A 14722-nucleotide genomic window follows, 5' to 3' on the forward strand; every position below is an offset into this window, starting at 1 on the left:
AAACAATACAAGGATTGTTATTATGCAGAAATGGACAAGTTGTAAAGTGCTCGAAAATATACCGTTAATATTGCTGCTGCATAGTTTTAACAACGTCAAAAAGAGAGTAAAAGGCAGAAGCAAAAATTTGGCTTTATATTGCTATACTTAGTATGGTTGTGGGATTAATATCTGAAAATAAGAGGCCTAAGATAAAAAAACAGTCATTACAAACCCACAGAACCAAATTAACAGAGCGTGTGAGCAGGAATTTGTTTAACAAAACAGCTGGCTGGCTAAAGCTTTTGATCCTGAGTTTTACTATGATTTCAGGAATTAAATCCTGAGTTTATTCAAAATTAAAAATACTTAATCCTAGTTTGGAAGTCTCGGAAATTAGCATCTGGCTGAATTTTACTTCTATAGAAATTGCAAATATCATGGATACCCAACATGCTTTTATACAGCAATGGAAAGGAAGAATCATAAAATAATTAATATTCCAAGTGATGTGAATCTGTATCAGATTTTTGTAGTTTGCAATTTTAGTATATTTTATTTAATCATTTTTTAATAATAGTTAATTGTTATTATTTTGCTGGTATTTACAATTTATTTGTATTAAATTTATGTTATCAATAAGCAATAATTAATTGTAGATATGTCAGGTGTTAAAATGCTAAACTTGAAAGGTTTTACAATGATATTCGTTGTATTTCTGTTTTTTTCCTGTGAGCCTTCCTCCCAGGACAAGTATCTTAAAAGCTTTGATATTCCACTATTGGAGCAAAATAATAAAATTCGCTTATCCGGTGATTACAGGGATTTTACAGTGTTGAATACCAAATATTATAAGGAAGCTCAGAAAAAAAAATATGAAGACGGAAAAGCCCTCTGCTACATCAACTTATCATTTATCAATAGTGCATCTGGTAATTCCAAACAAGCTTTATTTTTGTTAGAAAAGGCTAAAGAAATTCTTAAGCAGTCTAACAATAAACTTCATATTGCATTGTTGAATCATGGTTATGCTGATCTCAACTTTTTTCTTCAGCTTTATAACAGTGCTCTTAATTATAATACTCTGGCATTACAGGCTATTGAAGAGGTTGATAATGATAAGATAAAAGAAGAATATCTCTCCGAGTTTTATATCCAAAGAGGTGAAATTTTGTTCGAAGCTACTAATTACAAGGAGGCATTAAAAAATTTTCATAAGGCTGAAAAAATAAAAAAACAGGCTTATACAGAAGGGTGGCTCACTAATGTATATATTCAGGTTAATAAACTGGATTCTGCTTTTTATTATCTTAAGCAGTCGCATCAGAGCATGTTAAAAGAAAAAGAGATTATTCATAGTACCACGGGAGCCGTTGTTTATTTTTTTTCCGGCAATTATTATAATGTGGTCCAAAATTACCCAGAAGCTGAAACATTGTATTTAAAAGCTTTGAAAATAAATTCAGAAGTGAAAACTGTTTACAGCCCGTTCTTTGATATGGTTATGTATGATATTATGGCAGATATGTATAAGAAAGCAGGTGATAAGGAAAGGGAGAGCCATTACAAATCTTTATATCGGGATACTAATGAGCATTTTTATAAACAACAAAAAGAAGTCGTTAATCTCGCCACTGAAAAATTTATCACTGATATTCAAAACAGTGAAAGAGCAGAAAGAAGAAAAATGTGGTTGTTTATAGGTTTTTTAGTAGCAGGAGTTGTGGGGCTGGTAGTGTTTACTTATATTAAAATCAGGCATTTGAAATTTAAAAAACAAGTATTACATATTAAGACCAATAAGTTAAAGGAGCAAATAGAAAATAATCTATTTAATGAGGTAATTGAATTGGCGAAAACCAATGATTCAATGTTTTTATCAAGATTTCAGGAGCTATATCCGGAATTTATTCAGAAACTAAAATCCCTGAGCCCTGAACTCGAGACTTCAGAAATGACTTTCTGTGCAATGATCAAACTGAATTTTACTTCTAAAGAAATTGCCAATTATACTTTTGTACAACATGCTTCTGTACAACAACGAAAAAGAAGAATTAGAAAAAAGTTCGCAATTCCTAGTGATGCAGATCTTTATCAATTTTTTTCTGGCCTTTAATTTTCTCTTTTATCTAATTCTGTATTTTTTTAGTCTTCCCTTATCATGAAATACAAAAATCTTGTTTGTTTCTCTATACAGGGAAGCTTTGGTGTATAGCAGTTATGTGTAATTAAAGTAGCTGGATAATCTCAGTTAGAATTTAAGCATTAGTATATTACTTAGCTTTTAGTCTTTGGAAAAAATTAATTGAGGATCATGATTCAGCTAATCGGAATAATGAAATTTTAAATAGCTTTAATGATTGTTCATGATGTCTCATTTATAAAGCGATTTGTAAGGGTTGAAATGCTGTGAAAAAGTCTAAATAGCAATGTAGGGCTCGTGTAGGGTGTTGTTTTTAGGTGAATTGGATTATTTTGTCCAATATTTGCAAATCAAATTAAAAAAACACAAAGAGATGAAAAATTTAAAATTTCGTAATACCCAAAAGTACTAAGGCCAGAGTCAAGTTCTGTAGTATTTGTATAGTGTAAGGTTATATCAAAACCATAGAAAATTCCAGAGTCCAACGACCTTGGTATTTACCATAAAAAAACAGCAAGTTTAGATAACATCCATTGGGCTTCTAGATTACAGGTTAGACAATGCCCATAGGACTCATCGTTAGTTGTTATTTGTTTGTGAAATAAGCCTTACTGGCTTTCCGGACGGTTCATCAGATTGGTATAAATCGTCCGGTTTTTTCAGAATACACATTTAATTAGATATCAGTAGACATTTTATAATTCTATCCCTGTTTGTGATTATAATAATTTAAGAAAATCATACTTGATGAAATCATTAACAGGGATAATTTTTTAACAAAATAAAATTATGTTAATTAATAATTTTGCTATTTCTATTAAGGGATGTTATTTCCCTCTTATAAGTGGCATATTATCTTTATTTGTTGGGTTTATCATTTTATTTGTTCCAGCAATATCTAAGATAATGTTCAGTTTGAGCATTGTATCCTCTGCATTGTTACTCATTACATTTTCTTTGATTAATCGTAGCATCATTAATTTGTGGAGTTGGTATGTTGCTTATGGGGTGATGATCCTTTTAATGGGAGGTTATTTTATAGTGCATGCAGAGGATTCTTATATACCATTTGTAATGGGGTTCGTTTTGCTTTTCCGTTTTATACTTTTAGTAGGAATAGCTGTGGATATAAGAGAAGTAAGAGCCAGGGGTTGGAAAAAACTGATGTTAATGGGAAGTATGGGGGGGCTCCTTTCCTTTTTTATCATTCTTAATTTGAACAGTACTTTTTTAGTACTGCTCACATTTATCTGCCTTGGTGTAAGTTCTATGTTATTGTCATGGGTTTTGAGAAAAATGAGAAGGTTTCAGAAGTTACAACAATTTCAAGCATTATCATTATAGAAGTCTAAGAAGATGTATAACATTATTTTATAATATCCTTAATTGATGGAATAGTTACAGTATTTCATTTTTTTTTAATGAATCCAAATAATTATCAAGCGTATAAAATAAACAACTTTAAAACTATTGGTTATGTTAGATGATAAGAAAACAGAACCTATTCTTCAAATAAAAAAAGAATACGTAAAACCTTTAATAAAATTATTATGGGTGGAAATGGAAAATGGGATTGCAGCTCAATCTGCAAGTCTGAACCCTGGTGATATTAATTCACCAGGCACTCCCAAGGTTGAAGACTGGAATGATGGCGGAAGCCTTGGAAATAAAGATTTTGATCTATAGATTTTTAAAAATAATCACATTAAATATACAAAGATGAATATCATTTTATCTACTAATGTAATAAAGTCAACAAGATCTTTATTACTGGTCTGTACTATTTTTATAAGTATTATTTCTTGCTCTTCCAGAGATGAAGACCCCACTACGAATTCTAAAAATAGTATAATTCCTGAAGGTACGATGCTGATTGTTAATATTGAAGGAATAGCAGAAGACAATAATGTAATACCTCTTGCCAGTGCTTCTCTTAATACGGAAAAATCAAATACCCTTACAGGTAAAACTATTATTGCCAAGGAAAAAATGGTTTCTGTAGGAAATTTCGATGCACTTGTAAGTGCGGAAGGAGGAATGAGGGTTGAAAACAATGCAAATGCAATGGCTTATCAGCCTTCTAATTTGCTACCTATAGCCGCGTTAACTCAATCACCTGTTGCATCTGGAATTCAGTATCGTATACTTATTTATGATGCTACAGGGACTCAATTAATATCAAATACACCGGCTTTGTCGGGCACTAATCCAAATATCAAAGTAGATGCCGGTAAAAGATATCAATGGTATGCTTTCTCAACCAATGAAAATTCGGTTCCGGATATTAATGCACAAGGTGTCGTTAGTGGAAATAATCTTTCCAACAAAGATGTATTATACAGTCAGGGGATTATTGACACACAGTATGGACAAAACTATCTTAATGTTGTATTCAAACGCAATACTGCACGAATTGCACTGGATCTGGATACCAGAGGTATGTTTGGTACAATCAATAATACAACTTCAGTAGAATTGGGTACAGGTACAGGAAGTGGTTTTACCAGTATTATTCAAACTGGTGATCTTAATATATTTACGGGTCAGTACTCAAATCTGCAAAATATTAGCCCAATTACCGGAAGCAGTATGACAAATAAAGCCGGAGCCGGTGGTGCAGCAGGTGCAACAAAAACAGCTGTATTTTATACCGTAAGAACGACAAATATTCCCGTGAATAATCTCAGATTCAGGTTAAATCAGCTGGATATTACGATGGATAATAGTAGTACAAGAAGTTTTAGCAATAGTATTATCCCGTATAATAACACAGCCCTGACTCCGGCATTGGGAAATAATTATTCGCTGAATGCCCGTTTAATAGAATCCGGAATAAGAGTTAAAGGACTATTATGGGGACGCACGAACTTACTCTATTCATCATCGCAAAGTGATGCTTACAGATTTAGAGTAGATAACGAATATTCACAGCCGGATATGAATACCGAATACTGGAATTGGATGTCTGCTACACCTACAGGGGCTTCATCGGATAATGTTGACCCTTGTTCCAAAGTTTACCCGGCGGGCGAATGGAGAATGCCAACAAGTGCAGAATTCAGCAGCCTTGGACAACCTGATGATAAAAAGGAAAACTATGGTTTATTTTTAGGCGCAACATTTAGTGCCGTGTATAATCTGGATGCAGGAAACAGTCTTAATACTTCCTATCCGGTAAATTCTCAAAATTTATTTGTCGCATTTTATGGCTACAGAACAAAATCAATATTTGGTAACACGGTAATCTCCGATTCACCTGGTGGACTTCTTGGGGGGGCTTTAGGATCCGGATCTGGTTATTACTGGTCTTCTACGCAAGTTAATGCCAGTAATGCGAACTATTGGTACATGAATTATACCCGGCTTCTTATCCTTGCAAACTGGAGTACTGCAGATATCAGATCCGGAGCGAAATCTGATGGGCGTATGGTTCGTTGTGTAAGATCGGTACAAGCATCTAATACTTAAAAATAAAATAAAAGAAATAAGAGGTATTATTTTTGACAGAAATACTTAAATCTGATCAAATAGAAAAAATTATTATCATTTGTTTTTATAGGCGGGCAACACAATTGTTTTTGTTGTCCGCTTTTTTTTGTCATGGCTATCCATTTTAACAAGTAAAAAAAACACATAATTAAATTTTAGGGTGTAATTATAGACCTATAATATAAGTATCAAAGGATGGTTCATATATATTCTATTGAAAAATATAAAAATATTGTGTGAAAGTGAGCCTGAAAAGAGCGTTATTATGATGTAGGGTCCGTGTATGGTGTTAGTATTGTGTGTTTTATGCCTTTTTTTTTGATATTTGCAGCGTTAAAATAAAACAACACAAAAAGATGAAAATTAATTTTTGCAACATAAAAAAGTGCAAAGGCTCCGAAATATCTGTTAGGTATTTTATCAAAAACAGATTACAAATTACTCTTAAGAAATAACCAAAATTTTGAAGAAAGCCCGGAATTAATATTTATTCATTTCCAGCATTAAACTTTTTTTCAAGTTTAACTTCTGGGAAGTACATAAATATTTTTTAGATGCTCTACAAGTATACTTTATAAAGGAGTATATAATCTCCTATGGCTTTACTTCAAATCCCTCCGCAATTATTTACATAAAGATGAACTATAAATTGACAATTATGAGAAATGATGAAAAAAAACAAATTCTATTTCAGACTGAAAAAAAGAAATATGTTTCGCCTGAAATAGATGTAATACGAATAGAAATGGAGAGTGGAATTGCTGCCGCATCCGCTTCTGTTACTCCCGTTACGGTAAATGGTGCAGCTGATCAGGTACCTACAGACTGGGAAGGAACAGATGATACGACAATTAATACTGGATTTTAAAACTTTAATAAAGATGAAAAAAATATTTATTGCAAGTATATACTTGGTGTTGGGAACCACTGGTCTTTTGTTAACTTCATGTCGCAGTACTGATACAGAGAGTAATCTGGTAAGTGGTGCTCCTACTGCTGTTAATTTTAATTTGACAGGTACGGAATTTTCAGGCGGAACAGCAACTGCCCAGGCATCTGTAGAGGGAAAGGGAGTTGCATTTACTGAAGCTTCTGTTCAGAAACAAACTGTAATGGTTGATCCCAGTACAGTGATCGTTGCAGAATTATCACCGGTTTCAGGTAGTATAAAATCTTCCACGCAGGCTTCTGTAGGGAAAGCTGCATTAGCTGCTGTACCTGGCAATGCTTTAGGAGCGGGTATTCAATTCCGTGTTATCGCCTATAATCAGGCTGATGGTTCTTTTCAGGCTTTTCAGGATTATACGGTAGGGCAACAGGCTGTACCGATGATGCTGAATGTGGGAGCGACTTATACCATGGTCGTTTACTCTTATGGAACTATGACATTACCAGCTATTACATCAGGAGAAAAAACAAGTATCAATAATGCACAGGTAAACTATGATGATGCAAACCGGGATTTTATGTATTACAATCAAAGCAATTATATTCCTGTAAAAGGATCTAATGTTTTAAATATTACATTAAGGCATAAAGTTGCTCAGATCACTACCATTATAAATTCAAACGGAATGGGGAATATAGCATCAGTTGCAAATGCTGTTCTTACCCCGCATTATAGTAATGGTACAATTCCTTTATCCAGTGGGGTAATGACGGGAAGAAGTACCTTAACTGCAGGAGTACCTCTTCAGTTTTCCAATACCTCTCCTACCACTAGTGTTGCTGCGCCTGTATTTATCAATGCAGATACCGGTGGTAACAAAACAGGATCTTTCTCGGCAGATATAAGCCTTGGAAGTACAACTGTAACTAAAAATCTTGCAAACACATTTAAAATTACACCAGGTTATAAAAGTAATTTAACAATTAATATAGAAAAATGTGGTGCCATGGTCAATGGGGTATGGCGTACGTTTATGTGCCATAATCTGGGGGCAGAAATTGCTGCAGATCCTTTTACACCGGCGGCAGCTATACATGGAGCCAAATACCAGTGGGGTGCTCAGACAGGAGAAGCCGGAAGATATGTATCTCAGACTGATGATCAGTCCATGACATCTGTAAGTGGTTGGAATACAACAATGAATACTGATAATAGTTTATGGGGAGATACTACTAAAGGACCTAATGATCCTTGTCCGAGTGGATTTAGACTGCCTGCACAGACTGAATGGGCTGCAGTTATTAATGAAAATACAGGGGCACGTGTAGGAAATTGGGTTTTTAATGTAACTACATATGGTTCAGCATATTACTTTAGCTCGGCATCAAGGCCTAATAGTCTTATGTTACCAGCGGCAGGGTACCGCCCTGACGGACTTATTTTGTCACGTGGAAAAGAGGCTAATTATTGGAGTGGAACAACACTGGATGGGATAAATTCTAAGAGGTTGAGTATTACTGGATTCACTGTAACAGCCGATACAAATTTCAATGGACAACCTAGAACAGATGGACTTAGCGTTCGTTGTATTTCTGTCAACTAAAAGAAGATATGATATGAGAGTATAATTCATACTAATTATGCTCTGGGTGTTATGTTCCTGTAAAAACATGACCACCGTTATTCTTATATACAATACAAACAAAGAACAATGATGTATAGTAAAATCAAAATAATGTTGATGTTGTTTTTAGCAGGCTTAGGTCTCATGAAAGGACAAAATATAGAGATGTATTTTCCTTATTTAACAGGGAAGTCTTATGAGTTTATTATTTTTCAGGGAGCTGAACAAAAGGTTATTATGAAAGGAATAATTCCCAGAGAAGGAAAGTTTAGGCTCACAATCCCGAAAGAGTATGCACCTTATACCGGAATGAGCCGTTGGCTGATCACAGGAACTAAAGAAGGCGGGGGATTGGATATGTTTATTCCGGGAAAGGATTTTTCAGTATCCAATGAAGCTCCGGTTCCTGATGAACAAAATATCATATATTCAGGGAATACCGGGAATAAGGATTTAAACGAGCTGTATAGGGCTCAGAATAACATCATGCGACGTTATGAGATTATGCAGCAGGCAATAAAACTCTATTCTCAAAGCGATATAAACTACAACGTTTTTAAAGAAGAAGCCGGGAAGCAACAAAAAACCTATGAAAGGTTTCAGAATAACCTAAAAGAAAAATCGGACTACATAAGCCATTTTGTCCCTATTCTGAATCTTCCGGACGGTAAAGGTACCCGGCTTTTTGAAAAAGAGGAGGATAGGGTTGATCATATTGCCCGATATATTGCTGAAGAGCTAGACTGGGAAGTCTTATATACATCCGGTTATTGGAACAGGATTGTAGATACATGGGTAAGTATTCATTTGCAGTTATTAAAAGATAAAGATAGATTTACCAGGGAGTTTAAAAAAATCAGTTCACGAATAAGTACACCAAAAAACTATACGGGATTTGTTGAAAGAGTCGCTTATAACTTAAATCTGTATGGAGAAGATGAATATATTGGTGCTATTGCACCTCAAGTGTCTTCATCGGATAAAATAACTAGTTATAAAGGCCCTTTGGCAGTTTTCATTAAAGGTGTTATTGGTTCAGAAGCTCCGGATCTTGTACTATCCGGGTATGTAACAGGAGCAGGTGAAGTTTCTAAAACTTCCCGTCTTAAGATGGATAAGCAAATGAATGAGATGTTTGATAGTAGCCTTATAGTTTTTTATCAATCGGATTGTAAAAGCTGTACAGACTTTTTACAACAACTATCCGAACATTATGCTGATCTCAGAGCAAAGAGCATCCGTGTTATTGCAATTTCTGCAGACCGAGATAGTGAAGTGTTCAAAAGTAAAGCACAATCATTCCCGTGGAAAGATAATACTTACTGTAATTACAAAGGAGTGGAAGGTGATAATTTTCAAAATTATGGTGTATCTGGAGCTCCCACTTTGGTATGGGTTGATAATAATGGTAAAATTCTCTCCAGGGGTAGTTCTTTTAGTCTTTTAAGCAACACAAATTAATAGCTAATAAAAAAGTAAAGCATTCACTTATTAATTAATCTATATTTAAGCTGCTAATATTTTTATGAAGTAGTATCTTCATCATAATTTTGTTTCTATATTAGCAGTTGACGGATAATTCTAATAAATAAGAGTTATCCGTCTTTTATCCTTCAATGAAATATTTTTTTATTATTTATATCAGGATACTTAACTTTTATTTTCCTATGGAACTGATGAATTGAGATTCTTGCAGTTCTGTATCTGTTCTTATTAATCAAATCAAGGATTAGAGATTCTATTACTTCTTAATCTCCCAAAGAGTTTTTCCGTATTTCATTTAGGAATTGTTATTAATTAAATATTTTAAAAATAAAAAAATTAACAAGAAATAATACTTAATAAATATTGCATCAAGTGATATTTATTACTATAAAACTATCTATGATGAAACAAAGCAATTTGCCACAATTATTATTATTATTATTAACAGTAACTACTACATCAATTTTTAATTCTTGTACCAGAGAGACTATTGAAGAGAAAATTATTTTTCCAAATAGTTATGATGATAGAGAAAGTAAGAATACTATTGTAGCATATAATATATTCAACGATAATATTTATCTGAATAAAACTTTTCCAATGCCAAGTAATGCACCAACGTATATAAAAAAAGAAATCTGGGAGAAAGAACAAAAAGCAATTGAAGAACATAAGAAAAGATTTAAATTATTTACAGACATTATTCCTGCAGAATATCGAAAAGAAATAACACAGTTCACTGTTTTCTATCCGGAAGAAGGATCCAATGTATATGCTTATATGGGAGATCGTAAAGAAAACTCTTTAAGTCAATTTTCTTTGGGGCTAGCTTATGATATAAATAAAGGTAAGAAGCAGATTCCTTCCTTTTCTGCATCAGATGATAAACTCAATACATTAGGTTATGATATGGCAACTTATGTGATGATTCATGAGTTTGGACATTATATAACAAAAAATAAAACACAGCTGTATTTGATTTATCTTCCTGAAAGCGATAACTATGTAAGCAATTATAAAGAGAGCTCATTTATTAAGCAAATGGTAAATATTTCTTGGAAGAAAATTCCATTAGAATTAGCGATGTCTATGAATCCAAGTAAAATTTTTAATGCCTTTCCAAAGGAGTTTGTAAGTGCATATGCGTGTTCATCAATGGATGAGGATGGCGCCGAGACATTTACTCATTTTGTGTTATTAAATAATAAACCTGAAGATATAGATGGGAAGAGTAAAAAAATGCTTCTTTTCTATAAAGATCCGGAGATGGTAAAACTAAGAAGCGGAATCAGACAAAATTTACAAAAACTAGGGATTGTACCAGGTAAGCCAAATATGTAATTTTGAAAGCTGAACATACTTACATCGAGTGATTCTTTATGTCTGGAATCAATCGAAACTAAACAATTATATTTCTTATCACTATAGAAGCTTTACCTTCATTATGAGGTACTAAAGCAGTTATTTACACATAAGCTTGCTATGGAGTATTCCCCAAACAAGGAATAGGGGCAGTAGGATCTGGAAGCATTAAAAACAGCATTGACTTATAACTTTAGCTTTCCTGCCGATAGATCTAGATCTTCTTTTATAGGTTTCTATTAGATTTTTCTGGTCATATGGGATCTGTAAACTATTAAAAAAGTAAAACTATAGAATAGAACCATTAGATCAGTGAAGAGTAAGACTAATTACGTTTTATCTTTAATGAAAATAAGACATACTGCGGGATATCTATAATTATAGGAATATTAAATATAAGATCATGTAATAAAGCTGCATGATCTTATATTTTTATAAGTGTTTTACACGATGTGTATATATAAGGATTACCATTATTTTAATTCTATTGATCCGATAGAGTCCCAAATAGGTAATTCATGAGTGTAGGGTATATGTAATACAGATTTAATAGTGTTTTTACAAGAGATTCTATATGCCGGCTCTTATTTTTTTATGATCTTCGTGAAAACATTTTATTAAAATGTTCAATACAAAAATGCAATCAATGTATTTTAAATAATATGGTTGTGAATAACCATTGCAATTAAGATCTGGTAATTATAAACGTATGTTTATTATGATTTTCATAATATATTATTTGTTGAGAGTTTTATTATCAGGATAGTACTAAATAATATACAGTTAGTTTTTATTTTTACCAGATTTTTATTGCTTTATATTGAATGGTATTAAATTAAGCTTATATAACTATATCATTAAATAAGTTGTTGCATAATTGTACAATGGGCTATTATTTATGTAAAAGACATCCTTTTTAAAAAACACTAGAAATGGTTGTTGATAATATTGAAAATCATTGTTTTCCACATGATATTCATCAAACAACATGACCTACAGCCTATACAAAGGCGGTAAATAAGTGTATTGAAGAAAATCCGGATGTTCCCTAAAGGATTTTAATGGTATTGAATTCCGTGGTTTTCCAATCTTTAAACCAGATATTTTAAATGTATTTTGAAATACCCGTAATATTATTTGTTCTACAGAATGTATTGTCCTTTTACTACGGGGGATAACATCTCTATCGTCTTTAAAAGAATATGGAATGATAGTTGAAAATAATATAATGTTGTAATACCTGTTTAAAATTGTTTAAATGGTTACTGTAATCTCATGATCATGAAAAGAATTAAAAATACTTTTCTTTGCTTCACTTAAGGTTTCATCGGTACGGTAAATACTACACCAGAATTTTACAAGTAGCCCGTAATTGTCTTTTGATAAGGTGGTATAGTAAATCTGGAATGCGCGGTTTGTGTGTATTGTTTTAACTTTATTTAGTGCCTGATGAACTATCTGGTTAATATTTTCAGGTGTTGAATCTCCGCTCAGCTTAAAGCTGATTTCCACTTGTTGTAAATTATCTGTATAGGTCCAGTTGGTGATATTTTGGGAGAGCAGACTGCCATTTGGGATAATAATTTCAGAACCATTGGGTGCACTTATTTTTGTGGTACGAAGATCCACTGACTTTACTCTTCCGCGTTGGGAATTGAGCTCAATAATATCTCCTACCTGTATAGCCTTATCGAATATGAGAATAATTCCAGAGACAAAATTGCTTACAATTCCCTGAAGTCCGAGTCCAACACCTACGCCCAGAGCTCCGATCATAATACTTATTTTATCCAGAGGAATCCCAGAGGCCAGAATAGCCAGAAGATATCCTCCTATTAGTAATATTAACCTAATAATCATAAGTCTGGAGTGGTGCTTTTTATTCACATTTTCTTCGTCTTCATCTTCAATTTCGCCAAAGAAATATGCAATATATTTTTGTAATAAATGAGCAGTCCATACTAATGCAATAAATAAAAGGACATTGCCTGGTGTAAAAGTAAATTCTCCAATATGGATTTTGTAGGAGAGTATAGTATTAAAGGCAGTGCGAATTCCTCTCCATATGTTCAGATTAGAAGACATGACAATAAACCACATACAGCCGGTAATCAGTATAAAAGGTATTTTAAGATTATTTGAGAGGCTCTTATAGTCAAAAATTTTAGAAGTACCTCTCTGTACGCGTGTTCTGTATATCTGGAGCAGAATGATTTCAATAATAATTTTTAGCAGTACATTTAGCGCAATTACTTCTGTGAGTGCCACTGTTGCACTAAGGCTTAGTACATGGGCAAGAGAGACCCTGCCAAGGAAATTAAAAATGACTGATAAAATGCACAGTCCGATAAAGATTTTTCCTGCCCATCTGAAAAACCTGAGTTTAAAGAGGGTATTGTCTGTATTTTTTAATTGAGAGATAATATAATATATAGATGTACAGTTGATCAGAAGAAGTAAAAAACGTTCTATAAAACTTACAGAGACAAATAAATTAATAAAACTGAGTGCTGCAAAAAGAACAGTGAGAAAGAGCCAGTTATACAGATTGGATTTTTTCCAGTTTTTATGAAACAGCAAGCCAATGCTTATCAGTAATGTAAAGTACAGAAGTGATGTGAAAATAGCTGGCGCCTGTAAACTGTATAGAATAAAAATATGTAATCCTATAATAAATAGGTTAATCCATGTACCTTTATTGAGAAACTGAAAATTGAGTTTTTTCAGGTTATGAATATATCCTGTTTTTTCTAGGTATTTGAGATTATTGTTGATATAAAGTCCCAAAATAAGCATTAAAAATACCAGGACAATTATTCCCCCGCGTATATAATTAAGATAGTATAGGGTTACATCTTTTTCTAGGGCTATTTTTTCAGAGAAATTAGCCGGCATATCTATTTTCTTTACTGTTCTATTTGTGCTCCAAAGATAAGGGTATTCTCTTGTGATATGGCTTAACTCGGACTTCTTTAGTCTATCTTCCACAGTTTGTAATGCATAAAATATACTGGTTTTGTTCTCAAGGATTATCCTCTTTTTTTCATTGAGGAGCTGTGTGTGCTCGGTAAGGAGTTTTATTGTTTTACCACTTTTTTCAATAAGCACCTGAATTTCTTTTCGGAAGTGTTCCTGTGCAAGAGTATCATTTTTAAGTTTTAAAACATTTTTATTTTTTGCTAAATCCAAAATATGTTTTTTTACACCATCGATTATGCTATCCTGTTTGACAATAAATTTACTCTGATCATCCAGGCTATTTTCCAAATCCTGCAGCATAGTATAATACATTTGTTGATTCCGAACATTAAGGTTGGCGACCTTTACACTTTTGAGGATAATATTTAGCTTTTTAGTGGTTTGCTCAATATTATTGAACATAAGATATACATCTGCTGTAAATTCGGATTTGATATAAGCAGACTCAAACACTTCATTTATTTTTTCAATAGTAAGTAGGTATTCACTATCTACATTTTCATGATTGAAGAGATTCCTTTCGTTCTGGGACGGTGTATGTTGAGCTGGTAAACTTTGAAACCATAAGGTTGTAAAGAAGAATATGAATAAAAAGCTATGTTTTAACATCTTGATTAACGGTTAATGTAATAATTAAATTGCTCCTAAAAGTAAAAGGTATGTTTTGAATATATGCTGCGAAGTACTATTAAGTTCAGAGGAGAAAAGATAAAAAGGAATACTATGTTTTTTGAATATTCAATAAACCTATTAAAATCATTTATTATAAATG

Annotated in this window: 9 protein-coding genes; 8 read left to right on the forward strand and 1 reads right to left on the reverse strand. The window is 32.8% G+C overall.

Going from position 1 to position 14722, the window contains the following annotated elements; genetic code table 11:
- Positions 1 to 640: 640 nt before the first annotated feature.
- The 8 genes from C8J95_RS17230 (at position 641) to C8J95_RS17265 (ending at position 10950) form a co-directional block, all read left to right on the forward strand.
- The gene (locus tag C8J95_RS17230) at positions 641 to 2095 is read left to right on the forward strand and encodes a hypothetical protein (RefSeq protein WP_107809948.1); all 1455 of its coding nucleotides are present in this window, start codon (positions 641 to 643) and stop codon (positions 2093 to 2095) included.
- An 816-nt stretch (positions 2096 to 2911) separates the two neighbouring features.
- The gene (locus C8J95_RS18615; protein ID WP_146165470.1) at positions 2912 to 3466 is read left to right on the forward strand and encodes a hypothetical protein; all 555 of its coding nucleotides are present in this window, start codon (positions 2912 to 2914) and stop codon (positions 3464 to 3466) included.
- Between the two features lie 132 nt (positions 3467 to 3598).
- A complete protein-coding gene (locus tag C8J95_RS17240) occupies positions 3599 to 3808 on the forward strand; it encodes a hypothetical protein (protein ID WP_107809950.1) in 210 nt (69 codons plus the stop codon).
- Between the two features lie 33 nt (positions 3809 to 3841).
- Entirely contained in the window at positions 3842 to 5590 is a 1749-nt protein-coding gene (locus tag C8J95_RS17245; RefSeq protein ID WP_107809951.1) for a hypothetical protein, read from the forward strand.
- Between the two features lie 679 nt (positions 5591 to 6269).
- Positions 6270 to 6479, forward strand: a complete 210-nt coding sequence (locus tag C8J95_RS17250; RefSeq protein ID WP_107809984.1) for a hypothetical protein — start codon at positions 6270 to 6272, stop codon at positions 6477 to 6479.
- 13 nt (positions 6480 to 6492) lie between these two features.
- Complete coding sequence (locus tag C8J95_RS17255; protein ID WP_107809952.1) at positions 6493 to 8103, forward strand: hypothetical protein; 1611 nt, start codon at positions 6493 to 6495, stop codon at positions 8101 to 8103.
- Between the two features lie 108 nt (positions 8104 to 8211).
- Positions 8212 to 9585 (forward strand): thioredoxin family protein, encoded by a 1374-nt coding sequence (locus C8J95_RS17260; RefSeq protein WP_146165471.1) that lies wholly within the window; start codon positions 8212 to 8214, stop codon positions 9583 to 9585.
- 423 nt (positions 9586 to 10008) lie between these two features.
- Positions 10009 to 10950, forward strand: a complete 942-nt coding sequence (locus tag C8J95_RS17265; protein WP_146165472.1) for a hypothetical protein — start codon at positions 10009 to 10011, stop codon at positions 10948 to 10950.
- Between the two features lie 1275 nt (positions 10951 to 12225).
- On the opposite strand, the gene C8J95_RS17270 is transcribed toward C8J95_RS17265, so the two are convergent.
- A complete protein-coding gene (locus C8J95_RS17270) occupies positions 12226 to 14559 on the reverse strand; it encodes a mechanosensitive ion channel family protein (protein ID WP_107809955.1) in 2334 nt (777 codons plus the stop codon).
- Positions 14560 to 14722 lie beyond the last annotated feature (163 nt).

This window comes from Elizabethkingia sp. YR214, from assembly GCF_003058195.1.
Lineage (GTDB): Bacteria > Bacteroidota > Bacteroidia > Flavobacteriales > Weeksellaceae > Elizabethkingia.

Bases quoted from the DNA above. Each gene is read 5' to 3' on its own strand.
- C8J95_RS17230 (WP_107809948.1), top strand. From the start codon at position 641: ATGTCAGGTGTTAAAATGCTAAACTTGAAAGGTTTTACAATGATATTC.
- C8J95_RS18615 (WP_146165470.1), top strand. From the start codon at position 2,912: ATGTTAATTAATAATTTTGCTATTTCTATTAAGGGATGTTATTTCCCT.
- C8J95_RS17240 (WP_107809950.1), top strand. From the start codon at position 3,599: ATGTTAGATGATAAGAAAACAGAACCTATTCTTCAAATAAAAAAAGAA.
- C8J95_RS17245 (WP_107809951.1), top strand. From the start codon at position 3,842: ATGAATATCATTTTATCTACTAATGTAATAAAGTCAACAAGATCTTTA.
- C8J95_RS17250 (WP_107809984.1), top strand. From the start codon at position 6,270: ATGAGAAATGATGAAAAAAAACAAATTCTATTTCAGACTGAAAAAAAG.
- C8J95_RS17255 (WP_107809952.1), top strand. From the start codon at position 6,493: ATGAAAAAAATATTTATTGCAAGTATATACTTGGTGTTGGGAACCACT.
- C8J95_RS17260 (WP_146165471.1), top strand. From the start codon at position 8,212: ATGATGTATAGTAAAATCAAAATAATGTTGATGTTGTTTTTAGCAGGC.
- C8J95_RS17265 (WP_146165472.1), top strand. From the start codon at position 10,009: ATGATGAAACAAAGCAATTTGCCACAATTATTATTATTATTATTAACA.
- C8J95_RS17270 (WP_107809955.1), bottom strand. From the start codon at position 14,559: ATGTTAAAACATAGCTTTTTATTCATATTCTTCTTTACAACCTTATGG.